Source organism: Teichococcus vastitatis (genome assembly GCF_003604215.1).
Lineage (GTDB): Bacteria > Pseudomonadota > Alphaproteobacteria > Acetobacterales > Acetobacteraceae > Pseudoroseomonas > Pseudoroseomonas vastitatis.
This window is the reverse complement of the sequence record NZ_QXGS01000007.1, coordinates 80,459-104,818: the sequence shown is the minus strand read 5'-3', so window position 1 is coordinate 104,818 and position 24,360 is coordinate 80,459. Positions and strand designations below refer to the sequence as shown.

Sequence of the window (24,360 nt, the reverse complement as noted above, 5' to 3'; positions counted from 1 at the left end):
TCCGGTGCCACGCGGCGGCTCCGACGGCCGACACGGGGTTCGTACAGCTCGCCCGCTGGCCGGCCCGCGGCAAGCAGATCCGCCACCCAAGCAGGTGGATCAGACGCCCAGCTTGTCCGCCGCGCCGCGCAGGAAACCGCCCAGCGCCGCGTGGAATTCCGGCTCGTCCAGCAGAAAGGCGTCATGGCCCTTGTCGGAGGTGATCTCCACAAAGGACACGTTGGCCGCCGCTTGGTTCAACGCCCGCACCAGGGTGCGGCTTTCTTCCGTGGGAAACAGCCAGTCGGACGAAAAGGAGGCCACGAAGAACCGCGTCTGCGTGCCGCGGAACGCCGCCGCGAGGTCGCCGCCATGCTCCGCCGCCAGGTCGAAGTAATCCATGGCACGGGTGATGGTGAGGTAGGAATTGGCGTCGAAGCGGTGCACAAAGGTGCTGCCCTGGTGGCGCAGGTAGCTTTCCACCTCGAACACGTCTTCCAGGAACGTCAGCGCCGATGCGCCGCGCAGGCGGCGGCCGAATTTCCGTGTCAGCGCCTGTTCGGACAGGTAGGTGATGTGCGCCACCATGCGCGCCACGGACAGGCCCTTGGCCGGCACCAGCCCCGGCTCCTCCCAGTAGCGGCCGCCGCGCCAGTCGGGATCGGAATGGATGGCGGCGCGGCCCACCTCGTCGAAGGCGATGTTCTGTGCCGAATGATGCGGCGCGGTGGCGATGGGCGCCGCGGCGAACACCATTTCGGGAAAGGTCGCGGCCCATTCCAGCACCTGCATGCCGCCCATCGAGCCGCCTACCACCGCCAGCAGCCTGGCAATGCCCAGGTGCCCCACCAGCTTCTTCTGCGCCCGCACCATGTCGCGGATGGTGACCGACGGGAAATCCGTGCCCCAGGGGCGGCCTTCGCCCGGCATCTCCTCCCGCGGGCCGGTGGTGCCCATGCAGCCGCCCAGCACGTTGGAGCAGATCACGAAGAAGCGGTCGGTGTCGATCGGCTTGCCGGGCCCGACAATGGCCTCCCACCAGCCGCCGCGGCCGGTGACGGGATGGCGCTCGGCCAGGTACTGATCGCCGGTCAGGGCGTGGCAGACCAGCACGGCGTTGCTGCGCGCGGCATTCAGCGCGCCATAGGTGCGGAAGGCCACGTCGAGGGGTGCCAGCACCGCGCCGCAATCCAGCGCCAGCCCATCAGGAAAATGGGCGCTCTGGTGCCGCAGTTCGGCGGCAGCCCCGGGCAGGGCGGTGGGGGATTTCGCCTCGGTCATCGCGGGCTTCCTTTAAAGCAAGCGGCGGCATCCGGAAATGCGGTGCTTGGCGTGGCAGCCCTGCGGTTCTATTGCTGAGCCGCCGCCATGCCCGACCAACCCACCCCTCCGGCGCCCGCCGACCTGGCCTCCCTGCGCGTCGAGATCGACCGCATCGACGATGCCCTGCACGACCTGCTGATGCGGCGCTCCGACCTGGTGGCGCACATGGCCTCGGCGCGGCTGAAAGGCAGCGCCCCGACCTTTCGCCCGGGACGGGAGGCCCTGATCCTGCGCCGCCTGCTGCGGCGCAACCAGGGTGCGCTGGCGCGCGGCGCCGTGGTGCGGCTGTGGCGCGAGATCATCGCCGCCTCCCTGGCGCAGCAGGGCCAGTTCACCGTCGCCGTGTCCGCCATGGCCGGAGAGGACGGCGTGGCCACCCGCCTGGCGCGCGCGCATTTCGGCCTGCTGACGCCGCTCCGCGCGCAGGCCACGCCGTTCCGCGCCCTGGCCTGCGTCGCCGGGGGCGAGGCCGCCGTGGCCGTGCTGCCCGCACCCGACGAGGCGGAACGGCCTGAGCCCGCCTGGTGGATGCAGATGGAAGCGCCCCGGCTGCGCGTCGTGGCCGCCCTGCCCTTCCTGGCGCCGCCCGACGCGCCGGCAGAAGGCTATGCCGTTGCCACCCTCTCACCCGAGCCTACCGGGCGCGACCGCAGCCTGCTGCGCATCGAGCCCGGGCCCGATCACACCCGGCCACGCATCGCCGCCATCCTGGCCGCCGCCGGGCTGCCGCCGCTCTGGCTGATCCGCCGGGAATCCCCCGTGCCGATGGCGCTGGCCGAAGTGCCCGGCTTCCTGTCGGAAGACGAGCCGCGCCTGGCCAGCCTGCCATTTCCCCGCCTGCAGATCCTGGGCAGCTATGCCGAGCCCGAGCCGGAAGAATGAACCGCGATGAGTGTTGCGCCGCGCCCCTCCATCCTGTCGATCGACCCTTATGTCGGCGGCGAGTCCAAGATCCCCGGCGTCAACCGGATCATCAAACTCTCCTCCAATGAGGGTGCCTTCGGCCCGCCCCCCGCCGCCATCGAGGCAATTACGCGCGCGGCGCGGGAGGCGCATCGCTATCCCGATGGCAACGCCACGGCGCTGCGCGAGGCGCTGGGCGCCCGCTTCGGGCTCGACCCGGCCCGCATCGTCACCGGCAACGGCTCGGACGAGCTGATCTCGCTGCTCTGCCTGGCCTATGGCGGCGAGGGCACCGAGTTCATCATGTCGGCCTATGGCTTCATGATGTACGACATCTCCGGCCGCGCCATCGGCTCGCGCGTGCTGAAGGTGGCGGAGAAGCCGGCGCCGGAGGGGGGCGGCACGGTGGCCGACATCGACGCGATGATCGCGGCCGCCGGCCCGCGCACCCGCATCGTGTTCCTCACCAACCCGAACAACCCCACCGGCGCCCTATTGCCCAACAGCGAGGTGGCGCGGCTGCGCGCCGGGCTGCGCGACGACATCCTGCTGGTGCTGGACAGCGCCTATGCCGAATACGTTACCGAACCCAGCTACGATCCCGGCCACGGGCTGGTGGATGCGGCCGGCAACACGATCATGCTGCGCACCTTCTCCAAGGTGTTCGGGCTGGGCGGCATGCGCGTCGGCTGGGGCTACGCGCCCGCCGACGTCATCGATGTGCTGAACCGCGTGCGCGGCCCGTTCAACGTCGCCAGCGCCTCCATGGCCGCCGCCATCGGTGCCCTGGCGGAGCCGGGCTGGGTGGAGAAGTCGGTGGCCCACAACACCGAATGGCGCGGCCGGCTGGCCACCGCGCTGCGCGCCGCCGGCGGTGACGTCTGGCCGAGCCACGCCAACTTCCTGCTCGCCGATTTCGGCACGGCCGGCGCGGCCAGGGCGGTCGACGCGAAGCTGAAGACGCGCGGCCTGATCGTGCGCGGCATGGGCGGCTACGGCCTGCCCCAGGCGCTGCGCTTCACCGTGGGCAATGCCGAGGAATGCCAGCTGCTGATCGACGCGCTGGGCGCGCCATCCGATGGCTGAGCCGATCTTCGAGCGCCTCTGCCTGATCGGGCTGGGGCTGATCGGCTCCTCCATTGCCCGCGTGGCGCGCGAACGCGGCGACATCGCCCGCACGGTGGTCGCCTGCGACCACGGCGTCGGCGTCGCGGCCCGGGTGCGCGAACTGGACCTCGCCGACGTGGTCGAGGTGGACGCCGCAACCGCCGTGCAGGGCTGCGATGGCGTGATCCTGTGCACCCCGGTCGGCAGCTTCGCCGGGCTGATGCGGCAGATCGCGCCACACCTGGCGCCCGGCACGGTGCTTTCCGACACCGGCTCCACCAAGGGCTCGGTGCTGCGGGACGTGCTGCCGCTGCTACCCGGGGGCGTGCATCTGGCGCCGGCCCACCCGATGGCCGGCACCGAGCATTCCGGTCCCGATGCCGGCTTCAGCGCGCTGTTCCAGGGCCGCTACGTCATCCTGACGCCGCTGCCCGAAACGCCGGCCGACGCGCAGGAGAAGATCGCCGAGTTGTGGCGCCGCGCCGGGGCGATGCTGGAAACCATGGACCCCGCCACGCATGACAAGGTGGTGGCCATCGTATCCCACCTGCCACACCTGCTGGCCTTCACCATCTGCTCCACCGCCGACGACCTGGCGCAGGAAACCCGCGAGCAGGTGCTGAAATTCGCCGCCTCCGGCTTCCGCGACTTCACCCGCATCGCCTCCAGCGACGTCGACATGTGGCGCGACATCTTCGTCAACAACCGCGAGGCACTGCTGGAGATGCTGGCGCGCTTCTCGGAGGACGCACATGCCCTGGGCCGCGCGGTGCGCTGGAACGAGACGCAATTCATCGAGGACCGCATCCGGCGTGGCCGCAAGATCCGCCGCAGCCTGATCGAGATCAAGCAGGCCTGAGCGGCGGCCGGGTCCGGCCGTGCAATGCCGCGCCCGCTCAGCGCGGCGACGGCCGCGCTCCGGCAGTGTCGCCGGCGGCGCTGCACGCCACCGGCTCAATCTCCACCCGCCGGTCCAGCACGTCGGAGGCGTCGTCGGTACCGGTGCCCACCAGGGGATAGCGGGCGCCGAACCCGACGGCGTGGATGCGGTCCCGCAGTTCCGGCCGTGCCGCCACCAGCCGTGCCCTCAGCGCCTCGGCCCGGGCCAGGGACAGGCGTTCATTCGCCGCGGCGGAGCCGGTCGGGCTCGCATGCCCCGCCAACTCCAGGCAGGCGGTGTGCTCGACTGCCTGTTCCGCGATCTGGCGAATCCACATGCGGTTGGTGGCACGCGAGCCCACCGTGGGCAACAGTGCCGTCGAGCCGGGCGGAAACAGGAACCGGATCGACAGCCGCTGGTGCCGCAGGCCGAACTCCACCAGCCGGCCGAAGGCCGCTTCCGCATCCGCCGGCCGCCCCAGGGCGCGGGTGGCCAGATAAACGCCGTTGTAGACGCGCATCTGGTCCCCGGCCGGCAGTTGCGCGGCCGCGACATACCGGTTGAAGGCTTCGTCGTACTGGCCGGCCTCGTAGGCCACCATGCCGGAGGCGACAAGCGCCTGCACGGTCAGGCCCTGCAGATACAGCGGGTCCACCGGCTCGCCCGGTCCGGCCGCGGTGGTGCGCAGATAGGCCGCGGCGGCCGTGTCCGGCAGCCAGCCCGGGCTGTCGCGGAAGAACGGTGCCGGCGTGGTGTCGATGTCCTCGGCGCGGACCCAAGCGGTGGCGCTGTCCACCACCCGCCCCGAACGCAGGTCAGCCAGCACTGCCTGGATCTGGAAGCCGTCGGGATGCGCGCCGCCGGGCTGCTCGGCTGCGGCGGCGATGCTGCCCAGCAGGGTCAAGGGCCGTTCCGCCACCGCGTCGGGGGTGAAGGTATGCGGCGTGACGTTCGGATGATCGCGGCGCGTGCGCTCCACCATCTTCGCCACGATGCTGCGGGTGGCTTCCGTTTCCGTGCCGGTGCCCTGGTCGATGAAGGGGTCGATGGCGATCGCGGTGGCGCCCTCGCCGGAGCCGGCGCGGCCCTGTGCCGGCGCGGGGACGCGGGCCAGCAGGCGGTGGGTCAGGCTGGCAACCGCCTGATCCAGGGGCATCGCCTGCGGAGCTTCGGGTGGTGCGGCACGATTCGTGACCGGCGCCGTGTTGTTGATGCCGGTCACCCGTGGATCGGCGCTGCAGCCGGCGGCCAGCAGCCCACCCAACAACAGAGCGGCCGTGGCCCGGGCCGAGCCCGCGCGCCAGTGCCGGCGCCCGCCGCCCGCGGGTCCCATTTGACCAAGTTCCATGGCGCTTCCCCCTTGAGATGTTCGCGGTAAAGCCAGCTCCGCGACAGACGGCCTTGTTCAGCAACGACGGGTGCCGAATTCGGTTGGAGTTGAAAGCCACGGCCGCTTATGCGCCGACGGCGCGCAACGGCCGCTGTGAGGCTGGGGATGACCGGATCCGGCGTCCGTCGCCAAGCGGCGGTGCGGCTGCCGCGGCGCCCTTTGCTCCGCCAGGATCACGGCGTCGCGGCCGGTTCTGTCCGGGCATCGGGCCCTGCGGCCGGGCCAGGGTCGGAGCTTCCGCCCGAGGAAAGTGCGCCGCGAAGCGGCGTCAGGCCACCAGCCGGATATGGCGGCCTTCCATGGCCTCCACCCTCAGCACGCCGATGATCTGGCCGAGATTGCCGGCCACAAGATGCAGCATGTCCAGCGGCATGGCATCCAGCGCGATCTCGGTGCGCAGGTAATCGCCCTCGCGCTGGCTGCGCACCCGGTCGGGCACCAGGTCGCGCTTGGCGAAGGGCTCCAGCACGCGGGACAACAGGCCGGGATAAGCCTCGGCCAGCACGGTGAAGCGGGCGGAGGTCAGAGCGGATGGGGAGTTGGACATGGTGGATGAGCTTCCGGAGCGGCAGTGAGCGGACGCGCGGGGTTCCTCCCGGCCGCTGCCCCCCGCAGGGCGCTCAGGCGGCCGGGCCGCTAATCACGATGCGGATGGCCCGGATTCGATCCATGCTTTCGACGATAAGCGCGCCGCACGGCGGACACAAGCGCCCCGGCGGCCTCTTTATGCCACCGGGTTGACGCTCAGCCCTGCGCCGGCCGCGCGCCCTCCGGGCCGGGCGGCGCCGGTGTGGCGTGGCGCAGGGGGTGGGCGGAATCCTCGAACATCAAGCGCTGGCGGTGCGCCGGGATCTCGATGCCCAGCTCGTCGAAGCGGCGCTTGATGCGGCGGTTGGCCTCGCGCATCACCTCCCAACGCTTGATCGGCTCGGTCTTGATGCGGACCTTGATGACCGGGCCGTCGGGCATCAGCTTGTCGACGCCCAGCACCTCCATCTCGTCGCGGATCGCCAGGCCCCACCTCGCCTCGGACCGCATCTCGGAACACACGCCGGTCAGGGCCTCGACCACCCGGTCGATGTCTTCCCGGTAGGCGACCTGCACGTCCAGCACGGCGAAGGAGAAGTCGCGCGTCATGTTGGTGACGCTGTTGACCGTGGAGAACGGGATGATGTGCAGGCTGCCATCCAGGTCGCGCAGCTTGATGGAGCGGATCGACAGGTGCTCCACCACCCCCGCCTTGCCACCGAGGTTCACCACGTCGCCCACCGTCATGGCGTCCTCGAACAGGAGAAACACGCCGGTGATCACGTCCTGCACCAGCTTCTGCGAGCCGAAGCCCAGTGCCAGGCCGATCACGCCGGCACCGGCCAGCAGCGGCGCCACGTTGACGCCGATCTCGCTGAGCAGGGTGAAGCCGACAAACAACAGGATCACCACCATCAGGGTGGTGCGCAGCATCGGCACCAGGGTGCGGACGCGGGCGCTGCGCGCCGCCTCGGCATCGCGCGACAGGCGCTCGATGTGGCGCTGCAGGGCGGCGTTGGCGACTTCCCAGACCAGAAGCGCCAGCGCCACGGTCATGCCGAAGGACAGGCCGGAGCCGAGCAGCCGGCTGCCCAGCGCGCCGGGGGCGAACCAGGCGAAGGCGGCCACGCCCCAGACCTCCAGCAGCGTCATCAGGGTCAGCACCGTCAGCAGGGCGGAAACCGAACCCTTCAACAGCGGCACGTAGCGATTGGCCCGGCTTTCCAGTCCGGGATGGCGCCCGGCCAGCCCGCTGGTGGCGCTGAACAGCCGCCCGAGCAGCCGGCGCAGCCCGAGATCCAGCAGCCGCGCCACCGCCAGCACCACCAGGGTGAGCGCGCTGGCGCGCAGCAGGCGGGTGAAGCCGTCCTGGATCTGCAAGGCCCACACCACCCACAGCGCCAGCAGGTACAGGATCGCCAGGATGTGCCAGATCTCGGCCAGCCTGTCGCGGAAGCGGCGCGCGGCGAGGCGGGCCCGGTTCGGCTGGTCGCCGGGGCGCAGCGCTGGAGCATGCAGCCATCGCGCCACCCGCACCCGGTTCTGCAGCACGATGACGCCGAGGAAGACGGAGATCAGCAGCAGAACCAGCCGCCGGATCGCGTCGTACACGCCCCAGGGCAAGCCGAACAGCAGCCCCGCTTCGGCCACCGCGTTGCCGCTGATCAGCACCACGGAGATGCGGTGCAGCCACAGCATCACATAGGCTGCCATGGCATCGCCGCAGGGCATCAGCCGCAGCCGGGCCGAAGCGGGGGAAAGCAGCATCCGGCCCAGCGCCATCACCACCCGCACGCCGAGATAGGCCTGCGCGCCGGTGAGCAGGATCAGCTCGGTGGTGGGCAGTGGCCGCAGCAGCGGGATCAGCCCGTAGGCCACGAGGCCGAAGGCGGCGATCGGCAGCAGATCCAGCAACAGGCGGCCGAACAGCAGCGGCACGCGGCGCAGCCGGGCCCAGCCCTGCACCCGTTCCGGCGCCAGCCGGTCCAGCGTCTGCCGCGGGCGGCCCAGCGCCCGGACCGCCATCCATTCGGCCAGCATGCCGAGCCCGATGCTCAGCGCCAGCTTCCAGGATGCATCCGCCACCCGCACATGCGTCACGGGGTCGCGAGCCTGGGCCGATAGCCAGTCCAGCAGGCCCGGCAGGTCGGTGATGGCGCGCACCGTCAGCACCACCTGTCCGCTGAGCCAGGACAGGTAGCGCGAGGCACCGGTCAGCAGCTGCCCGCCCAGCGTGTTGGGCGCCAGCAGCGGGGCCTCCGGCGTGGCGGCCGGCGCAGGCTGGGGCACCGGCGGCTGCGGAGTGGCAGGCGGGGCAGCGGGCGGAGCGGCGGCAGCAGGCGGTCCCGCCGCCGCCGCCGCCAGCGCCTCCAGGTTGCGCATCAGCTCGGCCCGGCGGGCCTCGTCGCGCAGGATCTCGAGCAGCCGCCGCGCCTCACCGGAGGCCGCGGCCGGCGCGGGTGCGGGAGCCTGCGCCGCGGCGGCGGAAGCCAGGCCGAGACACAGCAACAGGGTCATCAACAGGCGCATGGCCGTGTGCCAAGCCGAAGCTGCCGGCGCGGTCAAGCCTGCAGCCATATGCCGGCTTGCACGGCGGCGAAACGATGCCATCTCAGCTGCCATGGTGACCTTTCTTTCCATTCTGCTCGGCCTCGCCATGCTGGCCACGCTGGGCGTCATGTTTGCCGGCATGCTCGGCCTCGCGCGGGGTGAGGAGGGCGGCGGCGGCGCCCGGTCCAACAACCTGATGCGCTGGCGCGTCGGGCTGCAGGGCGTGGCGATCGCCTTGTTCGCGGCGCTGATGCTGGCGATGCGCGGCTGAGCGGGGAAGCGTCCCCCCTCACCTTGCCTCGCCCTGCCGGGCCGCCTAGGCTCCCCCTCCATAAGCGCGGAACCGCGCGCCGCGGGCCCCGCACGTGCCCCGGGAAACTCTTCAAGGACACGGCCTGGCGATGAAGCTCCTTGTCCCCGTCAAGCGGGTGGTGGATTACAACGTGAAGGTCCGCGTGAAGGCGGATGGCACGGGCGTCGAGACGGCGAACGTGAAGATGTCGATGAACCCCTTCGATGAGATCGCCGTCGAGGAAGCGGTCCGGCTGAAGGAAAAGGGGGCGGCGACCGAGATCATCGCCGTCTCGATCGGCCCGGCCCAGGCCCAGGAGCAGATCCGCACCGCCCTGGCCATGGGCGCCGATCGCGGCATCCTGATCGAGGCCGAGAACACCGAACCGCTGGGCGTGGCCAAGCTGCTGAAGGCCATCGTCGAGCGCGAAAGCCCGCAGCTGGTGATGATGGGCAAGCAGGCCATCGACGACGACATGAACGCCACTGGCCAGATGCTGGCCGCGTTGCTTGGCTGGGCGCAGGGCACCTATGCCAGCAAGGTGGAGCTGGCGGATGGCAGCGCCAAGGTGACGCGCGAGGTCGATGGCGGCCTGGAAACGGTCAGCCTGACGCTGCCGGCCATCGTCACCGCCGATCTGCGGCTGAACGAGCCGCGCTACGCGTCGCTGCCCAACATCATGAAGGCGCGCAAGAAGCCGATCGAGACGCTGAAGCCGGCCGATCTGGGCGTCGACGTCGCGCCGCGCCTGACCATTCTGAAGGTGGAAGAGCCGCCGAAGCGGCAGGCCGGCGTCAAGGTGGCCTCGGCTGCCGAGCTGGTGGCGAAGCTGAAGACCGAAGCGAAGGTGATCTGAACATGGCCGTTCTTGTTCTGGCCGACCGCAGCGGCGGCATTGTGTCGCAGCCAACCCGCTCCACGGTGGCGGCGGCGTCGCAGATCGACGGCGACGTGCATGTGCTGGTGCTCGGCGGTGCCGAGGCGGCCCAGGCGGCGGCGAAGCTGCCCGGCGTTTCCAAGGTGATCCAGGCTACCGGCCCGGCCTATGAGCACGGTCTGGCCGAGCCGGCGGCGGCGCTGCTGGTGTCCCTGGCGCCCGGCTACACCCACCTGCTGGCCCCTGGCAGCGCCATGGGCAAGAACATCATGCCGCGCGCCGCCGCGCTGCTCGACGTGCAGGTGATCACCGACGTCGCCGGGGTCGAGGGCCCCGACACCTTCCGCCGCTTCATCTATGCCGGCAACGCGCTGGCCACCGTGAAAACGGCCGATGAGAAGAAGGTCCTGACGGTGCGTGCCGCCTCCTTCGATCCTGTTCCGGCCGAGGGCGGCTCCGCCTCCGTGGAGGACGCGGCGGCGGCCGAGGATCCCGGCGTATCGTCCTTTGTCGGCGCCGAGATCGCGCAAAGCGAGCGGCCGGAGCTGACCGCGGCCCGCGTGGTCATCTCCGGCGGCCGGGCGCTCGGCTCGGCCGAGAACTTCGCCATCCTGGACAAGGTGGCGGACAAGCTGGGCGCCGCCGTCGGCGCCTCGCGCGCCGCGGTGGATGCGGGTTACGCCCCGAACGACCACCAGGTCGGCCAGACCGGCAAGATCGTGGCGCCCGAGCTGTACATTGCGGTCGGCATTTCGGGGGCGATCCAGCACCTCGCCGGCATGAAGGACAGCAAGGTGATCGTCGCCATCAACAAGGACGAGGACGCGCCGATCTTCCAGGTGGCCGATTACGGGCTGGTGGGCGACCTGTTCAAGATCATGCCCGAGCTGGAACAGGAACTGGGCTGAGCCATGGCGGAGAGCGGCTCCAGGGGGATCGGCCGGGTCGGCGTGATCGGCGCCGGGCAGATGGGCAATGGCATCGCCCATGTGGCCGCCGCCGCCGGCCTGCCGGTGGTGCTGGTGGATGTGAACGCCGCCGCGCTGGACAAGGCGCGCGCCACCGTGGCGAAGAACATGGACCGGCAGGTGGCCAAGGGCGGCCTCACGGCGGCCGAGAAGGACGCTGCGCTGGCGCGTATCGAGACCGGCACCGGCATGCAGCGGCTCGCCGATTGCGACATCGTCATCGAGGCGGCGACGGAGCGGGAGGAGGTCAAGCTCTCCATTTTCCGCGATGTCTGCTCCGTGCTGAAGAAGGAGGCGATCCTCGCCTCCAACACCTCCTCCATCCCCATCACCCGCCTCGCCGCCGCCACCGACCGACCGGACCGGTTCATCGGCATGCACTTCATGAACCCGGTGCCGGTGATGAAGCTGGTGGAGGTGATCCGCGGCATCGCCACCTCCGAGGAAACCTTCGAGGCGGTCGCCTCGCTGGCCTGGAAGCTGGGCAAGATCACGGCGGTGGCGCAGGATTACCCGGCCTTCATCGTCAACCGCATCCTGGTGCCCATGATCAACGAGGCGGTGCAGACGCTGCAGGAAGGCGTGGGCGACATCCGCTCCATCGACGCGGCGATGAAGCTCGGCGCCAACCACCCGATGGGGCCGCTGGAGCTGGCCGACTTCATCGGGCTCGACACCTGCCTGGCCATCATGCGCGTGCTGCATGAGGGAATGGGCGACAGCAAGTACCGTCCCTCGCCCCTGCTGGTGAAGTATGTGGAAGCGGGATGGCTGGGCCGGAAAACCGGCCGCGGCTTTTACGACTACAGCCAGGAGCCGCCGGCGCCGACGCGTTGACTGCCGCATGACCGTCGTGGCCGCCTTTCTCTACCGCGACGGCCATCGGGCCGGGACGGTGAAGCTCGACCAGCCATCCCCCTGCTCCGGCGACCGTTCGGAATTCGTCTGGATCGGGTTGCTGGAGCCCACGGAAGCCGAGCTCCGCACCCTGCAGGACACCTACGGCCTGCACCCGCTGGCCGTGGAGGATGCGCTGAAGGCGCATCAGCTGCCCAAGGTGGACGTGTATGGCGACCAGCTCTTCGTGGTCGCGCGCACCGCGCATCTGGAGAACGATCAGGTCGAGTACGGCGAAACCGCCATTTTCGTCGGCCGCAACCACATCATCACTGTCCGCCACGGCTCCGCCCGCCACCACGCCACCCTGCGCGCGCAGCTGGAAGCAGCGCCGAAGCTGCTGGCCCAGGGCGTCGACTACGTGCTGCACGGCGTGCTGGACTTCGTGGTGGATGGCTACATCCCGATCATGGAAACCATCGAGGAGGAGGTGCTGGAAATGGAGCGCTGCGCCCTCGACTCCATGCTGCAGACGGAAGCGGTGACCCGCATCTTCCACCTGCGCCGGCAGATGATCCGGTTCGGCCGCATCCTGGAACCGATGGCGGAACTGTGCAGCAAGCTGGTCCGGCTCGACATGCCCTGCATCGACCATGACGCGCGGCCCTATTTCTCGGACGTGCTGGACCATGTGCGGCGGGTGCAGACCCGGGTGGGCGGCCTGCGCGAGATCCTGACCTCGGTGTTCGAGATCAGCAGCCTGCTGGAACAGCAGCGCCAGGGCGCCATCACCCGGCAGCTGGCCGCCTGGGCCGCCATCCTGGCGGTGCCCACCGCCATCGCCGGCATCTACGGCATGAATTTCGAGAACATGCCGGAGCTGCGCTCACAATACGGCTACTTCGTAGTGCTCGGCGTCATCGCCACGCTGTGCGGCCTGCTGTACTGGCGGTTCCGGAAGGCGCGCTGGCTGTAGCAACGGTCGCAACCCGGTGCGCTGCACCGTGTTGCACAGCGGCAAAGGGGATCGCCGCCCATGCCGACCGCCCATGCCATTCCGGAGGAGCCCGGGCTCGACCATTCACTGGCCCTGTTGCAGGAAGGCTACACCTACATCTCCCGCCGGTGCGACCGGTTCAACAGCGACCTGTTCCTGACCCGCATCATGCTGACCCCCGTGGTCTGCCTGCGCGGCGCGGAGGCCGCCCGGTTCGTTTATGAGGGCGAGCGTTTCACCCGCCGCGGCGCCATGCCGCGCTCCGTGCTGCTGCTGCTGCAGGATGTGGGCAGCGTGCAGACCCTGGATGGCGCGGCGCACCGGCACCGCAAGGCGATGTTCCTCTCGCTGATGACGCCGGACGCGATTCCGCGCATCGGCACCCTTTTGGCCGGACATTGGCGCGACGCGGTGCGGCGCTGGGAGGGCGGCGGCGAGGTGGTGCTGCTGGACGCCCTGGCCGAGATCCTGACGCGCACTGCCTGCGACTGGGCCGGCCTGCCGGTGCCGGACGCCGACATCCCCGCCCTGTCTGCCGAACTGGCCGCCATGGTGGAGAATGCCGGCAGCCTGGGTCCGTCCTACCTCGTGGCGCTGCGGCTGCGCCGCCGGGCCGAGCGGCGGGTGCGTCACCTGGTAGAACGCCTGCGGGCCGCCGAGCTGGAGGCGCCGCCCGGTTCCGCCGCCCTGACCATCGCCACCCATCGCGACACCGATGGCGCCACCCTGCCCGCCGGGATCGCGGCGGTGGAACTGCTGAACATCCTGCGCCCGATCGTCGCGGTCGGCCGCTACATCACCTTCGCCGCCCTGGCGCTGCATCGGCACCCGGAATGGCGGGAACGCTTCGCGCAGGGTGACGAGGCCGACCTGGAACCCTTCGTGCAGGAAGTGCGGCGCCTGTACCCGTTCTTTCCGATGATCGGCGGTCGGGCCCGGCAGGCGCTGCGCTGGGGCGGGCACGATTTCGCGCCGGGGGACTGGGTGCTGCTGGACCTGCACGGCACCAACCACGATCCCCGCCTGTGGCCGGAGCCGGACCGCTTCCGCCCCGAACGCTTCCGCGGCTGGCAGGGCAATCCCTACACGCTGGTGCCGCAGGGCGCCGGGGACGTCGCCGCCACGCATCGCTGCCCCGGCGAATGGATCACGATCGCGCTGATGAAGGAGGCGGTGCGGCAATTGTGCCGCATGCGCTACACCGTGCCGCCGCAGGATCTGTCGATCAGCCTGTCGCAGATGCCGGCGGCGCCGGCCAGCCGCTTCGTGATCGGCGCGGTGCGGCCAAACTGATCACAGCAACCCCTCGCGCCGGAAGCTGAGATAACGGCCATTGCCGACGATCAGGTGGTCGTGCACCACCACGGCGAAGAACTGCCCGGCCTGCTTGATCTCCGCCGTCATCTCGATGTCGGCCCGGCTCGGCGTCGGGTCGCCGCTCGGGTGGTTGTGCACCAGGATCAGCGCGGTGGCGTGCAGCTCCAGCGCACGCTTCATCACTTCGCGGGGATAAACCGGGGTGTGGTTGACCGTGCCCTTGGCCTGCGCCTCGTCGGCGATCAGCCGGTTCTTGCTGTCCAGGAACAGGATGCGGAACTGCTCGATCTTCTCGCGCGAAATGGCGGCGTTCAGATAGGTGATCAGCCGGTCCCAGTTGTTCAGCACCGGCGCTTCCATCACTTCGGCCTTGGCCAACCGGAGCGCGGCGGCCTGCACCAGCTTCAGCGCCGCGACGCTGTGCGGGCCGAGGCCGCGGGATTCCATCAGCGTCTTCTGCGGCGCGGCCAGCACCGCGCCGAAGGAGCCGAACTGGTTGATCAGCGCCTTGGCGAGAGGCTTGGTGTCCCCCTGCTTGAAGGCGAAGAACAGCAGCATCTCCAGCAATTCGTAGTCGGCGAGCGAATCGGGGCCGCGCTCCAGCAGCTTCTCGCGCATGCGGGCCCGGTGGCCCTGCGGCCCGGTGCTGGCGAAGGGCTGTGCCGCCGCCGCATCCGCCGGCGGCCCATCGCCCGGGACGGATGCTTGGAATGGCAGCCGCTCCGGTCGCAGCGGGAACATGTCGTCCGCCTCGCCCGCCCCTCCGCGCAACAGGGCAAGCTCGCCCTTCAAGGGTGCTTCGGCAAAGCCGCGGGGGCGGTGCGACACCGCCTCGGGCTGGGGCGGGAGGGCGCCGTCGGGCGCCGCATCCCGCTTCGAGAAAGTTCTGGAAAGCCATCCGGCCACGGTGTTCACGCCCGTCCTGCACGCCGCTTCTGCAACGACAGCCGGACTATCACGTCAACTTGGTGGCGATTCAAGAATTTCCTGATCGCCTATCAGGTGAAATTCACCTTGGCATTCTCGCCGCTGGTGTCCGGCCGTCCGGTGACCAGCGATTGCGCATAGCCATAGGCGAAGCGCAGGGAGGACGAGATGCCGTCCCAGTATTCCGCGCCGTCGATGGTCACGGCGATCAGTGCAACCTCCGGGCTTTCGGCGCCTTCCGGCAACCAAGTGCGCAGCCCCTCGGTCCACAGCGCCTGCTTGCGGGCCGTGTCGGTCACCAGCCGTGCCTTGCCGGAGATCGAGACGTAATCCTGGTTCCGCGTGTCGGAATAACCCAGCAACACGCGCGGGTCGTTCTGGATCTCGGCCACCTTGGGGCTGTCGGCGCGGGTGAAGAACCACAGCGTCTTGCCGTCCGGGTCGGGCTTCTGGGTGCGCATCGGGCGGCCGCGCAGATGGCCCTCGCCATCGATGGTGGTGAAGATGGCGGTGCCGATCTCGGCGATCATGTCGCGCACCTTGATCCGCATCTCGTCGTCGTTGCGGGTGGTCTGCATGGCTGGGTCTCCACTGCCGTGTCGCGCAGAGAACCAAGCAGGGCGGCGACCGGTTGCCCCGTCCAGCAGCCCGTGACGTCACCGCAGCATTTCAAAGAGGATGCTCACGGTTCCGTGATGCGCTAAAAGGCGGCATGCGCCGATTTCTGTTCATCCCCGTCTCGCTGCTGCTGTCCGGCTGCGGACCCTTGCTGCCCGAGTCCTGGGTGCCCGACCTGTCGGCGCTGTGGGAGCCGACCCCGCCGGAGGCCGAGCCGGATCCCCCCGGCTCCCTGGCGGCCCGGGCGCCGGCCGATGGCACGCCCGCCCTGCGGCTGACCTGGGCGCAGGGCAGCGCCACGGCGCTGCTGGTGTCGCAGAATGGGGAGCGGCGACTGTGGCGCAGCGGCGGCGGAGTGGTGGTGGCCACCGACGGCGCCCGCGTCACCGCCACGGCCGGGCTGCGCGAATGGATCGCCGGCACCCGGCTGGACGGCTCCGACCCGCTGGACGAGCCGCTGGCGCTGCTGGTGCAGTCCGCCTCGCTGCGGCGGCAGGTGGATTTCATGCGAAACGACCGCTCGCCGGACCGCATGCGCTTCGGCGTGGCGCTGAGCTGCCGGCTGGGTGCGACGCAGCAGGGGCCGGTGGTGCTGGTGCGCGAAACCTGCCGCGGCGGCGGCAACAGCTTCACCAACCGCTACTGGGCCGATCCTGCCACCGGCGGCATTTTCCGCTCGGAACAATGGGTGGGGGAGATCGGTGCCATGCGGCTGGACGTGATCACGCCGCCCAGCTGAGTCCGGCGCGGCGCACCCGCCAAGCGATGAAACCGAGCCACAGCAGCTGAACCAGCAGCGGCGGCACCACCACCAGCGGCTTGAGGCCCGGGCCGAGGCGCAGGAACAGCAGCGCCAGCCCGAGGTGGAACAGCACGAAGCCGCCATGCACCGCGGTGATGGTGCGAACCCCGAGGCCGCTGCGCTGCGCCATCTGGTACAGGTGGGTCCGATGCGGCGTGCTGATCCGCTCGCCCCTGCAGGCGCGGCGGATCAGGGTGAAGCCGGTGTCGAACAACAGAGCGAAGATCAGCAGCGGCACCAGCAGGAAGGAGAGCTGCGTGGCGTCCAGCTGGGCCGCCGCAACGCCCAGCACCGCCAGCACGAAGCCCAGAAACTGGCTGCCCACATCGCCCATGAAGATCCGCGCCGGATGCAGGTTGAACGGCAGGAAGCCGGCGATCCCGCCACCCAGGATCAGCGCGGCGGCGTAGATGAACCAGCCATTCTGCACCACGGCGAGGTAGGCAAGCCCGCCGCACACCACCAGCATCGTGCCGCCGACCAGGCCATCCATGCCGTCCATGAAGTTCACCGCGTTGGTGCAGGCGACGATCCAGAACAGCGTCAGCACCGGCCCGAGCCAGCCCAGTTCCACCACGCCGATCCAGGGCAGCGCCAGGCGCTGCACCACCAGCCCGCTCATCAGCGCCACCAAGGCGGCCAGCGCCTGCGCCGCCAGCTTCACCACGAAGCGGAAGTCGCGAATGTCATCCAGCAGCGCCACCATGGCGATCGCGATGGCGGCCAGGATCACGCCGACGAAGCCGCCCTCGGCCATGCGGGCGAACTGCGCCACGTCGTACAGCACGGCCATGCCGATAATGAAGGCGGAGACGATGCCGACGCCGCCGCCCTTCGGCGTCGGCCGCACATGCGCCTTGCGGTGGTTCGGGTGGTCGAGGATCGGAAACGCGATCATCAGCCGCACCACGAGCGCGGACAACAGCGCCAGGGCCAGGGCGAAGCCCAGATGCTGCAGAAAGGCGGTGGAGGTCATGCGGCAGGTTAACCTGGAACGGGAGCGGGCGCCGTTCCCCTAGCGGAAGCCGGGCGCCGGGGTAAGCCCGGGCGGCGCATCCGCGCCGGCGTGGCGCCGCTCAGCGCAGCCGCGCCTGCTCCAGGCTGGCATAGATGTCGCCGGAATTGGCCGCGGTCGGCAGCGCCTCCAGCCAGCGCGCCATGGCGCCGGCATGCACCGGCCTGTCCAACACGAAGCGCATCTCCTCGCCCAGGCAGGCATTGAAGCGGTAAGGACCGAGCGCCGCGATCATGCGCAGCGCGTCCAGCGCCACCGCCCGCTGCAGGGTGGTGAACTCGAAGCTGAGGCTGCGCACCGGGCAGGACAGGCCGGACAGCGCCTGCGCCTCGAAGCCTTCCACGTCGATCTTGATGAAATCCGGCGCGCCATGCGCTTCGGCCAGGCTGTCCAGCGTGGTCACCGGCAGGGTCACGGCGCCGTCCCAGTGCTGTTCCCGCCAGCTCGGCGCATGCTGCGCCGCCGCCATGAAGGCCTCGGACGCCGTGGCCACGGTGGGATTGGCGCTGTTCAGGTGCAGTCGCGCCTCCCCCTGCTCGCCGCCCACCAGGGCGCGCACCAGCGCCACCGCGGGGTCGCGGCCAAACAGTCGCCGCAGCAGGCGCTGCAATCGCGGCTGCGGCTCCACCGCCACCGCCCGCGCACCGAGCCGGCGGAAGCCCGCGGTGCGGTCGCCGACATGGGCCCCGATGTCGAAGCCCAGCTCCCCCTGCCCGAGGAAGCGGCGCAGGAATCCATCCAGCGCCGCCGCCCGGCCCGGCGCGTAATAGGTGCGCAGCGAGCGCCCGATGGCGGCGGCATTCGGCGCCAGGCTCAAGAGAGAAACACCAGCGCCGTGCCGCCGGCCGCTTCGGGCGGCACCATGAGGCCACCGGGGATGTCCCGCAGCGCCGCGCCGGCGATCCGGCGAATGGCGACATTGCCGTCATCGGTGCGCAGGGTGCAGCCGGCCAGGAAGGGCAGCGCGGGAATGGCGACGCCCGGCAGCACCGCCGGCAGCGCCTCCGGCGGCAGGATGCGCACCCGGCTCTGCGGCAGCGGCAGGACGTAGCCGCCGGCCGGGTCGGGCTCGAAGGCGTGGCCGGTCAAGCGGGAGAAACCGGTGGCGCTGCGGGCGGGCTGCGGCGTGGCGAGGATCACCTCCTCCAGCGCCACGGCGCGGTTGGCGTGGTCCAGCCAGCGCTCCTGCCACATCAGCTCCGGCGTGTGGTGCTGCACCAGCTGCACCCGGCCTTCCGGCGCATCCGGCAGCGGCAGGCGGGAGAACCGCGCCAGCGCCGGGTTGCCGTCCTCCACTGGCCGCTGCAGCGGCATGATTCCGGGAATGTCGAGCCCGGCCCGGCGCAGCCGTTCCAGCTCCGCCGCCGCATCCTCCATGCCGAAGGCCAGGATGTGCATCCCGGTGTAGCGGTCCAGGAAGCGGCCCAGCCCGTTGTCGAAGCCCGACGGGTCGAGGATCGCCAGCAATTCCAGGTAGCCCTGGCGCAGCATGGCGCAGCGGTTACCGGTACCGAAGGGCTCCACCGGCGCATCCGGGCTGCGGCGGCCGGATTGCCGGTTCGCCGGCGTCAGGATGAAGCCCAGCCGTTCATAGGCCGCCCACAGCGCCGGGCCATCGGCGGTGCAGAGGCCGATATGGTCCAGGCCGGAGGCGCCGCTCATGCCCCGGGAACCTGCTCGTATTTCGCCAGGCGCCATTCGGCCGGCTCGGCGGCGGCCTCGTCGTGCCAGCGCTGCATCAGCGGGTGGGCGCGCATCGCGGCCACGTAGTCGCGGCTCATCGCCTGCAGCTCCGGCTCCCAGGTCAGGAAGCGGAACACCACGGGGGCGAACATGGCGTCGGCCGCGCCGAAGCGGCTGCCGAACAGGAACGGGCCGCCCGATCCCAGCAGCGCCTCGCGCCAGATCGCCTCGATCCGGGCGATATCGGCCAGCACCTCGGGCGTGCGGTTGCGGCCGGGAAAGCGGTTCAGGATGCTCATCGGCATGGCGGTGCGGAGCGCGCGGAAGCCGGCGTGCATCTCGGCCGCCATCGAGCGTGCCGCGGCGCGCTGCACCGGGTCGGAAGGCCATAGGCGCGGCTCGATCTCAGCGCAGTATTCCAGGATGGAGAGGCTTTCCCAGACGCGCGCGCCGCGATGCTCCAGGTAGGGGACCAGCCCGGCAGGGGTGGCGTCCTGGATGGCCCGGGTGCTGCCGCCGGCCAGCGGGATCACCACCTCCTCCACCTCCAGCCGGGCCAGCTGCACGGCCAGCCAGCCGCGTAGCGACCAGGAGGAATACATCTTGGTGCCGATGACGAGACGGCCTTCCGCCATGGTGTCGCTCCCTGTCGCTGCTCCGGGACCGCCAAGCTACGGCGCCGCGCGGCGGCGGGGAAGCCGCCTCCCGCCTCTACTCGGCCGGCACGCCCTTGGTGGTGCTGTACTCGAAATGCAGCGCTTCCCCGGGGAAGACCTGCGGGTGGATGGCATGCGCCGCCATCGCCGCCTCGGAAAAGCCCTGCAGGATCAGCTTCAGCTTGCCCTGGTAGGTGGCAATGTCACCGATGGCGTGGATGCCCGGGATGGAGGTGGCGCAGGTGGCGGGGTTCACCACCACATGGCTGCGTTCCAGCCCGAGACCCCAATTGGCGATCGGCCCCAACTCCATGGACAGGCCGAAGAACGCCAGCAGGTGGTCGGCCGGCACCATCCGCTTCTCGCCCTTCATGGTCGCCAGCTCGACCTGCGCCAGCTCGCCATCCCGGCCATGCAGCGCGTGCAACTGGTAGGGGATGGCGAGGTCGATCTCGCCGCGCTCGGCGGCGGCCTCCATCTGCGCCACGCTTTCGGGGGCGGCGCGGAATTTCGGCCGGCGATGCACCACGGTGACGCGCTTGGCGATGTCCTTCAGGCTCAGCGCCCAGTCCACCGCGGAATCGCCGCCGCCGGCGATCACCACGCGCTTGCCACGCAGCTCCTCGCGCCGCGCCACCATGTAGCGCACGGCACCGCTCGCCTCGTAGGCCGGAAGGTCGTTCAGCGGCGGGCGGTTGGGACCGAAGGCGCCGGCGCCGGCGGCCACGATCACCGCCGTCGCGCGCACCACCTCATCCTTGCTGGTGCGCAGCTCGAAGCCGCCATCCTGCAACTGCATCAGGGCATCGACCCGGCGGCCCAGCAGGTAGATCGGTGCGAAGGGCGCCGCCTGCTCCTCCAGCTTGGCCACCAGGTCGGCGCCGGCGATCGCCGGATAGGCCGGGATGTCGTAGATCGGCTTCTCGGGGTAGAGCGCGGCGCATTGCCCGCCGATCGCTTCCAGCGTGTCGATCACCACGCATTTCATGCGCAGCATGCCGCATTCGAACACCGCGAACAGCCCGGTCGGGCCGGCGCCGATGATGGCGACATCGGCGCTGATGGCGGCATGGACGGCGGAAGTCTCGGGCATGGCGGCTTCTCCACGTCTGGGCAGGGCGGGCATAGAGGCTTTGCGCCCCGCGGGCAAAGGGTTGCCCACAGTGGTGGCGGGCCCTGCCGGCGCGGCGGCCGGCCATGCCATGCTCCCTCCCCCCTGTCCTGTCACCGTTGCGCCGCCTGGTGCTGGCGCACGGGCTGGCGTCCTTCGTGTTCAACGCGGCGGTGCTGGCGGGGGCGGTGAACATCGCCGCCGGCCTAGCGAACCGGGCGCTCAGCCCCCGGGCAGGCGCGCCACCGTGCCGGGATCTTCCGCGCCGCCGAAAAAGCGCCGCAGCGCCTCGGCGAAGGCCGGCTCCCGCGGCTCGGCGCGGTGGAACAGCGTCATGGAGGAATGGAACTTCATGTTGTCCGGGCTGCCGAAGATGGCGTGGGCCGAGCGCCCTTCCACCCCGTTCACCAGCCCCGTGCAGTCCAGCAGGCGCGGTCCCAGCAACCTGTGGGCCAGATAGGCCCGTGCCTCCTCCAGCGAGGCGATGGCATAGCGCTGCGCCATCGGGCTGTGGCCGAGCCCGGCGATCTGCGGAAACACGAACCACATCCAGTGGCTCTGCTTGCGGCCCGCCGCCAGCTCGCGCCGCACCTGCGGCAGCACCGGGTCCTGGGCCTGGACGAATCGCTGGAGGTCGAAACGGTCGGTCATGGGCTTTCATCTGGCCTCGCCGCCGGCCCCTGCAAAGGCCGGCGCGGGGCCGATGGCGGCGTCAGTCGCCCAGCGTTTCCAGCAGCTCGCACAGCGTGGCGCAGCGCGGCGCCAGCTCGCGCCACAGGATGTGCTCGAACTCGGCATGGGCGCCCGCCCCGGCGCCGCCGAGGCCATCCAGCGTGGGGATGCCCATGGCGGCGGTGAAGTTGCCATCCGAGCCGCCGCCGCGATGCTGCTTCGGCAGGTCGTAGCCGATGCGGCCGGCGATGGCCCGCGCCTGCTCGTAGAGCGCCAGCACGGCCGGCGTTTCCACCATGGGCGGGCGGTTCATGCCGCCGGTGATGCGAACCTCGGTGCCGTCCGGCTGCGGCCCGGCCAGCGCCTGGATGGCGGCCACCAGCTCCTCGCCCTTCGCCACCGTGGCGACGCGGATGTCCACCTCGCAGCCGGCCTCGTTGGGGATCACGTTGGGCCTCGTGCCGCCCCAGACTGGCGCGCAATTGGTGGTGGTGCCGGCGTCGAGGTCCACCATGCCGTGGATCGTGGTGATGAGGCGCGCCAGCGTCACCACGGCGCTGCGGCCATCCTGCCAATTGCCGCCGGAATGCGCGCTCTGGCCCTTCACCGTCACCACCATGCGGCCGGTTCCCTTGCGCGCGGTGACGCAGCACTTGTCGGCGCCGCCGGCGGGCTCCGGGATCAGCACGGCGCAGGCGCCCGATGCCTCGCGCTCGATCAGCTCGCGGCTGGTCGGGCTGCCCACCTCCTCGTCGGAGGTCAGCAGCAGGGTGATGGGGGCTCGCGTCGCCACCTTCTGCCGCAGGATCTCCCGCACCGCATGAAAGGCGAAGAAGGAGCCGGCCTTCATGTCGTAGATGCCGGGGCCGAACGCCTTGTCGCCCTCGACCCGGTAGGACAGCACGCCATGGTTCCACACCGTGTCGAGATGGCCGGCCACCAGCACCGGGCGGCCCTGCCCGCCCCGGGGGCCGGGAATGCGCGCCACCAGGTGACCGCCATAGCCGTCCCGCCCCGGGATGCGCTCCAGCACGGCGCCCACCGCTTCCAGCTCGGCCGCCACCGTGTTCATCAGCGCATCGATGGCGGCGGCGTCGGTGGTGGGCGTCTCGTGCTCCACCCAGCCGCGCAGTTCCGCGAGCAGGGTTTCGCTGGTGCCGATCTGGGTGGCGGGCATGGCCTGGTCTCCGTTGCGGGTCAGGCCCGGCTTTGTCGCGCCCCCGCCCCTGCTTGTCCATCCGCGTGGCGGGCGGTAAGCCGGAAATGCGGCGCTCGGGCGCCGCGGGGGCGGGCCTTCACCGAGCCCCAGCCGCCGGCCGCCTCGGCCCGGATGCCCACCCCCCTCCGCTGCGGCACTTCGCCAGGGTTCCACAGGGCCAGGGTTCGATAGGGTTTGTTCTCATGAAGCGTGTTTGCGTGTTCTGCGGCTCCAATCCCGGCCTCAACCCGGCCTATGCCAATGCGGCGCGGGCGCTGGGCCGCGCCATCGCGGGACGCGGGCTCGGCTTGGTTTACGGTGGCGGCCATGTCGGGCTGATGGGCATCGTCGCCGACGCCGCCATGCGGGAAGGCGCCGAGGTGATCGGCATCATCCCCGAGACGCTGATGCGGCGGGAGGTCGGGCACGGCGCCATCACCGACCTGCGCGTCGTGTCCACCATGCATGAGCGCAAGGCCATGATGGCCGACCTGTCGGACGGCTTCGTGGTGCTGCCCGGCGGCATCGGCACGCTGGAGGAGGCGGTGGAAGCCTTCACCTGGACGCAGCTGGGCATCCACGACAAGGGCCTCGTCTTCCTCGACACCGCCGGATACTGGAAGCGCCTGGGCGCGGTGTTCGACCACATGGTGACCGAGGGCTTCCTGCACGAGAAGCACCGCGCGCTGGCCACCCTGGCCGCCACGCCGGAGGACGCGCTGGACGCGCTGGCCGGCTTCACCCCCGTCACGGTGGAGAAATGGGCCGAGAAGACGCAGCGCTGAGCCCCACGCCGTGATCCCCATCCCCCCCGAGGCCCGCGGCGCCACCGTGGCGCTGGGCAATTTCGACGGCGTGCATCGCGGCCATCACGCCGTGCTGCGCGCCGCGCACGCCGCCCGCCCCGAGCTGAAGCTGGTGGCGCTGACCTTTGAGCCCCACCCGCGCGAGCATTTCCGCCCCGACGACCCGCCCTTCCGCCTGACCCTCGCCCCCGCCAAGGCCGCTGCGCTGCGCGCCTGCGGCGCCGCGCAGGTGGTGGCGCTGCCCTTCGACGCCGCCTTCGCGCTGATCACCGCCGAACAATTCGTGGAGCAGATCCTGCACCGCGACCTGGACGCGAAGCACCTGGCCTGCGGCGGCGACTTCGCCTTCGGCCACCGCCGCGGCGGCGACGTGGCCTTTCTGGCCGAGCATGCCGAGCGCCTCGGCATGGGGCTGACCGTGGTGCCGCATGTCAGCGACGAGTCCGGCCCGATCTCCTCCACCGGCATCCGCCGCGTGCTGCAGGATGGCTACCCCGAGCGGGCGGCGCGGGCGCTGGGGCGCGAATGGGAGATCCGGGGCGTGGTCAGCCATGGCGACAAGCGCGGCCGCACCATCGGCTTTCCCACCGCCAACATCCCGCTCGGGCGGCACCTGGAGCCGGCGCGCGGCGTCTACGCCGTTCGCGTCCGGTTGCCGGACGGGCGCGTCATCCCCGGTGTCGCCAATATCGGCCTGCGGCCCACGGTGCAGGGCACGGAAAGCCGGGTGGAGGCGCATCTGTTCGATTTCGGCGAGGATCTGTACGGCCAGGAGATCGGCGTCGCCCTGGCGCATTTCCTGCGCCCCGAACAGCGCTTCGCCGGTCTGGCCGAGCTGACGGCGCAGATCGCCGCCGATGCGGCGCAGGCGCGCGCTTTGCTGGGCTGACCGGCCGCGGCTGCGTATCCTTTCCTCAACCCGCG

25 protein-coding genes are annotated in these 24,360 nt (G+C 70.7%); 12 read left to right on the top strand and 13 right to left on the bottom strand.

Annotated elements, in window-relative coordinates; all coding sequences use genetic code 11:
• Positions 1-99: 99 nt before the first annotated feature.
• A complete protein-coding gene (metX, locus tag D2K64_RS11915; protein WP_120008584.1) occupies positions 100-1,260 on the bottom strand; it encodes a homoserine O-acetyltransferase MetX in 1,161 nt (386 codons plus the stop codon).
• 87 nt (positions 1,261-1,347) lie between these two features.
• Here metX and D2K64_RS11910 point away from each other — a divergent pair, with 87 nt between their 5' ends.
• From D2K64_RS11910 to D2K64_RS11900, 3 genes are read left to right on the top strand one after another with little or no spacing between them, the layout of a single operon-like run.
• The gene (locus D2K64_RS11910; protein ID WP_120008583.1) at positions 1,348-2,184 is read left to right on the top strand and encodes a chorismate mutase; all 837 of its coding nucleotides are present in this window, start codon (positions 1,348-1,350) and stop codon (positions 2,182-2,184) included.
• A 6-nt stretch (positions 2,185-2,190) separates the two neighbouring features.
• Complete coding sequence (hisC, locus tag D2K64_RS11905; RefSeq protein WP_120008582.1) at positions 2,191-3,291, top strand: histidinol-phosphate transaminase; 1,101 nt, start codon at positions 2,191-2,193, stop codon at positions 3,289-3,291.
• Complete coding sequence (locus D2K64_RS11900; protein ID WP_120008581.1) at positions 3,284-4,171, top strand: prephenate dehydrogenase/arogenate dehydrogenase family protein; 888 nt, start codon at positions 3,284-3,286, stop codon at positions 4,169-4,171. Before hisC ends, D2K64_RS11900 begins: the two co-directional genes overlap by 8 nt.
• Positions 4,172-4,208: 37 nt before the next feature.
• Here D2K64_RS11900 and D2K64_RS11895 read toward each other — a convergent pair whose 3' ends face one another.
• From D2K64_RS11895 to D2K64_RS11885, 3 genes are all read right to left on the bottom strand, one after another.
• Complete coding sequence (locus tag D2K64_RS11895; protein WP_120008580.1) at positions 4,209-5,525, bottom strand: OmpA family protein; 1,317 nt, start codon at positions 5,523-5,525, stop codon at positions 4,209-4,211.
• Between the two features lie 325 nt (positions 5,526-5,850).
• Complete coding sequence (locus tag D2K64_RS11890) at positions 5,851-6,129, bottom strand: hypothetical protein (RefSeq protein WP_120008579.1); 279 nt, start codon at positions 6,127-6,129, stop codon at positions 5,851-5,853.
• A gap of 197 nt (positions 6,130-6,326) precedes the next feature.
• Positions 6,327-8,639, bottom strand: coding sequence for a mechanosensitive ion channel domain-containing protein (locus D2K64_RS11885; RefSeq protein WP_120008642.1), 2,313 nt, complete (start codon positions 8,637-8,639; stop codon positions 6,327-6,329).
• A gap of 91 nt (positions 8,640-8,730) precedes the next feature.
• On the opposite strand from D2K64_RS11885, the gene D2K64_RS11880 reads away from it, so the two are divergent.
• From D2K64_RS11880 to D2K64_RS11855, 6 genes are all read left to right on the top strand, one after another.
• A complete protein-coding gene (locus tag D2K64_RS11880; RefSeq protein WP_120008578.1) occupies positions 8,731-8,931 on the top strand; it encodes a twin transmembrane helix small protein in 201 nt (66 codons plus the stop codon).
• 130 nt (positions 8,932-9,061) lie between these two features.
• Positions 9,062-9,808, top strand: coding sequence for an electron transfer flavoprotein subunit beta/FixA family protein (locus tag D2K64_RS11875; protein WP_120008577.1), 747 nt, complete (start codon positions 9,062-9,064; stop codon positions 9,806-9,808).
• 2 nt (positions 9,809-9,810) lie between these two features.
• Positions 9,811-10,737: an electron transfer flavoprotein subunit alpha/FixB family protein gene (locus D2K64_RS11870; protein WP_120008576.1), complete on the top strand. Its 927-nt coding sequence runs from the start codon at positions 9,811-9,813 to the stop codon at positions 10,735-10,737.
• A gap of 3 nt (positions 10,738-10,740) precedes the next feature.
• The gene (locus D2K64_RS11865) at positions 10,741-11,634 is read left to right on the top strand and encodes a 3-hydroxybutyryl-CoA dehydrogenase (RefSeq protein ID WP_120008575.1); all 894 of its coding nucleotides are present in this window, start codon (positions 10,741-10,743) and stop codon (positions 11,632-11,634) included.
• A gap of 7 nt (positions 11,635-11,641) precedes the next feature.
• A complete protein-coding gene (gene corA, locus D2K64_RS11860; RefSeq protein WP_120008574.1) occupies positions 11,642-12,610 on the top strand; it encodes a magnesium/cobalt transporter CorA in 969 nt (322 codons plus the stop codon).
• A gap of 60 nt (positions 12,611-12,670) precedes the next feature.
• Positions 12,671-13,924 carry a cytochrome P450 gene (locus D2K64_RS11855; protein ID WP_120008573.1) on the top strand — a complete coding sequence of 418 codons (1,254 nt, stop codon included), beginning with the start codon at positions 12,671-12,673 and terminating at the stop codon, positions 13,922-13,924.
• Here the strand turns inward: D2K64_RS11855 and radC are convergent, their stop codons facing one another.
• Both radC and D2K64_RS11845 read right to left on the bottom strand, forming a co-directional pair.
• Positions 13,925-14,863: a RadC family protein gene (gene radC / locus D2K64_RS11850; RefSeq protein WP_238384151.1), complete on the bottom strand. Its 939-nt coding sequence runs from the start codon at positions 14,861-14,863 to the stop codon at positions 13,925-13,927. It lies immediately after the preceding gene.
• Positions 14,864-14,946: 83 nt separating this feature from the next.
• Entirely contained in the window at positions 14,947-15,453 is a 507-nt protein-coding gene (locus D2K64_RS11845) for a pyridoxamine 5'-phosphate oxidase family protein (RefSeq protein ID WP_120008572.1), read from the bottom strand.
• A 134-nt stretch (positions 15,454-15,587) separates the two neighbouring features.
• On the opposite strand from D2K64_RS11845, the gene D2K64_RS11840 reads away from it, so the two are divergent.
• Entirely contained in the window at positions 15,588-16,232 is a 645-nt protein-coding gene (locus D2K64_RS11840; protein ID WP_120008571.1) for a YjbF family lipoprotein, read from the top strand.
• Here D2K64_RS11840 and D2K64_RS11835 read toward each other — a convergent pair.
• From D2K64_RS11835 to D2K64_RS11805, 7 genes are all read right to left on the bottom strand, one after another.
• On the bottom strand, positions 16,216-17,271 hold the full coding sequence (locus D2K64_RS11835; RefSeq protein ID WP_120008570.1) for a glycosyltransferase family 4 protein: 1,056 nt from the start codon (positions 17,269-17,271) through the stop codon (positions 16,216-16,218). The two genes, D2K64_RS11840 and D2K64_RS11835, sit on opposite strands and share 17 nt — an antisense overlap.
• 100 nt (positions 17,272-17,371) lie before the next feature.
• Positions 17,372-18,127 (bottom strand): FkbM family methyltransferase, encoded by a 756-nt coding sequence (locus D2K64_RS11830; protein WP_120008569.1) that lies wholly within the window; start codon positions 18,125-18,127, stop codon positions 17,372-17,374.
• Positions 18,124-18,972: a VOC family protein gene (locus tag D2K64_RS11825; protein ID WP_120008568.1), complete on the bottom strand. Its 849-nt coding sequence runs from the start codon at positions 18,970-18,972 to the stop codon at positions 18,124-18,126. The genes D2K64_RS11830 and D2K64_RS11825 overlap by 4 nt, the downstream gene beginning before the upstream one ends.
• Positions 18,969-19,628: a glutathione S-transferase gene (locus D2K64_RS11820; protein WP_120008567.1), complete on the bottom strand. Its 660-nt coding sequence runs from the start codon at positions 19,626-19,628 to the stop codon at positions 18,969-18,971. The genes D2K64_RS11825 and D2K64_RS11820 overlap by 4 nt, the downstream gene beginning before the upstream one ends.
• Before the next feature lie 76 nt (positions 19,629-19,704).
• The gene (locus D2K64_RS11815) at positions 19,705-20,742 is read right to left on the bottom strand and encodes an NAD(P)/FAD-dependent oxidoreductase (RefSeq protein WP_120008566.1); all 1,038 of its coding nucleotides are present in this window, start codon (positions 20,740-20,742) and stop codon (positions 19,705-19,707) included.
• Between the two features lie 240 nt (positions 20,743-20,982).
• Positions 20,983-21,411, bottom strand: coding sequence for a DUF1810 domain-containing protein (locus D2K64_RS11810; RefSeq protein ID WP_120008565.1), 429 nt, complete (start codon positions 21,409-21,411; stop codon positions 20,983-20,985).
• A 61-nt stretch (positions 21,412-21,472) separates the two neighbouring features.
• A complete protein-coding gene (locus D2K64_RS11805; protein ID WP_120008564.1) occupies positions 21,473-22,609 on the bottom strand; it encodes a M20 family metallopeptidase in 1,137 nt (378 codons plus the stop codon).
• Between the two features lie 224 nt (positions 22,610-22,833).
• Between D2K64_RS11805 and D2K64_RS11800 the strand changes: the two genes are divergently transcribed.
• Positions 22,834-23,415 carry an LOG family protein gene (locus D2K64_RS11800; protein WP_120008563.1) on the top strand — a complete coding sequence of 194 codons (582 nt, stop codon included), beginning with the start codon at positions 22,834-22,836 and terminating at the stop codon, positions 23,413-23,415.
• Between the two features lie 10 nt (positions 23,416-23,425).
• The gene (locus D2K64_RS11795; protein WP_120008562.1) at positions 23,426-24,325 is read left to right on the top strand and encodes a bifunctional riboflavin kinase/FAD synthetase; all 900 of its coding nucleotides are present in this window, start codon (positions 23,426-23,428) and stop codon (positions 24,323-24,325) included.
• Positions 24,326-24,360 lie beyond the last annotated feature (35 nt).

What these genes read in the sequence shown, in the direction of transcription:
- metX (WP_120008584.1), bottom strand. Translation starts at nt 1,260, where the DNA reads ATGACCGAGGCGAAATCCCCCACCGCCCTGCCCGGGGCTGCCGCCGAA.
- D2K64_RS11910 (WP_120008583.1), top strand. Translation starts at nt 1,348, where the DNA reads ATGCCCGACCAACCCACCCCTCCGGCGCCCGCCGACCTGGCCTCCCTG.
- hisC (WP_120008582.1), top strand. Translation starts at nt 2,191, where the DNA reads ATGAGTGTTGCGCCGCGCCCCTCCATCCTGTCGATCGACCCTTATGTC.
- D2K64_RS11900 (WP_120008581.1), top strand. Translation starts at nt 3,284, where the DNA reads ATGGCTGAGCCGATCTTCGAGCGCCTCTGCCTGATCGGGCTGGGGCTG.
- D2K64_RS11895 (WP_120008580.1), bottom strand. Translation starts at nt 5,525, where the DNA reads ATGGGACCCGCGGGCGGCGGGCGCCGGCACTGGCGCGCGGGCTCGGCC.
- D2K64_RS11890 (WP_120008579.1), bottom strand. Translation starts at nt 6,129, where the DNA reads ATGTCCAACTCCCCATCCGCTCTGACCTCCGCCCGCTTCACCGTGCTG.
- D2K64_RS11885 (WP_120008642.1), bottom strand. Translation starts at nt 8,639, where the DNA reads ATGCGCCTGTTGATGACCCTGTTGCTGTGTCTCGGCCTGGCTTCCGCC.
- D2K64_RS11880 (WP_120008578.1), top strand. Translation starts at nt 8,731, where the DNA reads ATGGTGACCTTTCTTTCCATTCTGCTCGGCCTCGCCATGCTGGCCACG.
- D2K64_RS11875 (WP_120008577.1), top strand. Translation starts at nt 9,062, where the DNA reads ATGAAGCTCCTTGTCCCCGTCAAGCGGGTGGTGGATTACAACGTGAAG.
- D2K64_RS11870 (WP_120008576.1), top strand. Translation starts at nt 9,811, where the DNA reads ATGGCCGTTCTTGTTCTGGCCGACCGCAGCGGCGGCATTGTGTCGCAG.
- D2K64_RS11865 (WP_120008575.1), top strand. Translation starts at nt 10,741, where the DNA reads ATGGCGGAGAGCGGCTCCAGGGGGATCGGCCGGGTCGGCGTGATCGGC.
- corA (WP_120008574.1), top strand. Translation starts at nt 11,642, where the DNA reads ATGACCGTCGTGGCCGCCTTTCTCTACCGCGACGGCCATCGGGCCGGG.
- D2K64_RS11855 (WP_120008573.1), top strand. Translation starts at nt 12,671, where the DNA reads ATGCCGACCGCCCATGCCATTCCGGAGGAGCCCGGGCTCGACCATTCA.
- D2K64_RS11845 (WP_120008572.1), bottom strand. Translation starts at nt 15,453, where the DNA reads ATGCAGACCACCCGCAACGACGACGAGATGCGGATCAAGGTGCGCGAC.
- D2K64_RS11840 (WP_120008571.1), top strand. Translation starts at nt 15,588, where the DNA reads ATGCGCCGATTTCTGTTCATCCCCGTCTCGCTGCTGCTGTCCGGCTGC.
- D2K64_RS11835 (WP_120008570.1), bottom strand. Translation starts at nt 17,271, where the DNA reads ATGACCTCCACCGCCTTTCTGCAGCATCTGGGCTTCGCCCTGGCCCTG.
- D2K64_RS11825 (WP_120008568.1), bottom strand. Translation starts at nt 18,972, where the DNA reads ATGAGCGGCGCCTCCGGCCTGGACCATATCGGCCTCTGCACCGCCGAT.
- D2K64_RS11820 (WP_120008567.1), bottom strand. Translation starts at nt 19,628, where the DNA reads ATGGCGGAAGGCCGTCTCGTCATCGGCACCAAGATGTATTCCTCCTGG.
- D2K64_RS11815 (WP_120008566.1), bottom strand. Translation starts at nt 20,742, where the DNA reads ATGCCCGAGACTTCCGCCGTCCATGCCGCCATCAGCGCCGATGTCGCC.
- D2K64_RS11810 (WP_120008565.1), bottom strand. Translation starts at nt 21,411, where the DNA reads ATGACCGACCGTTTCGACCTCCAGCGATTCGTCCAGGCCCAGGACCCG.
- D2K64_RS11805 (WP_120008564.1), bottom strand. Translation starts at nt 22,609, where the DNA reads ATGCCCGCCACCCAGATCGGCACCAGCGAAACCCTGCTCGCGGAACTG.
- D2K64_RS11800 (WP_120008563.1), top strand. Translation starts at nt 22,834, where the DNA reads ATGAAGCGTGTTTGCGTGTTCTGCGGCTCCAATCCCGGCCTCAACCCG.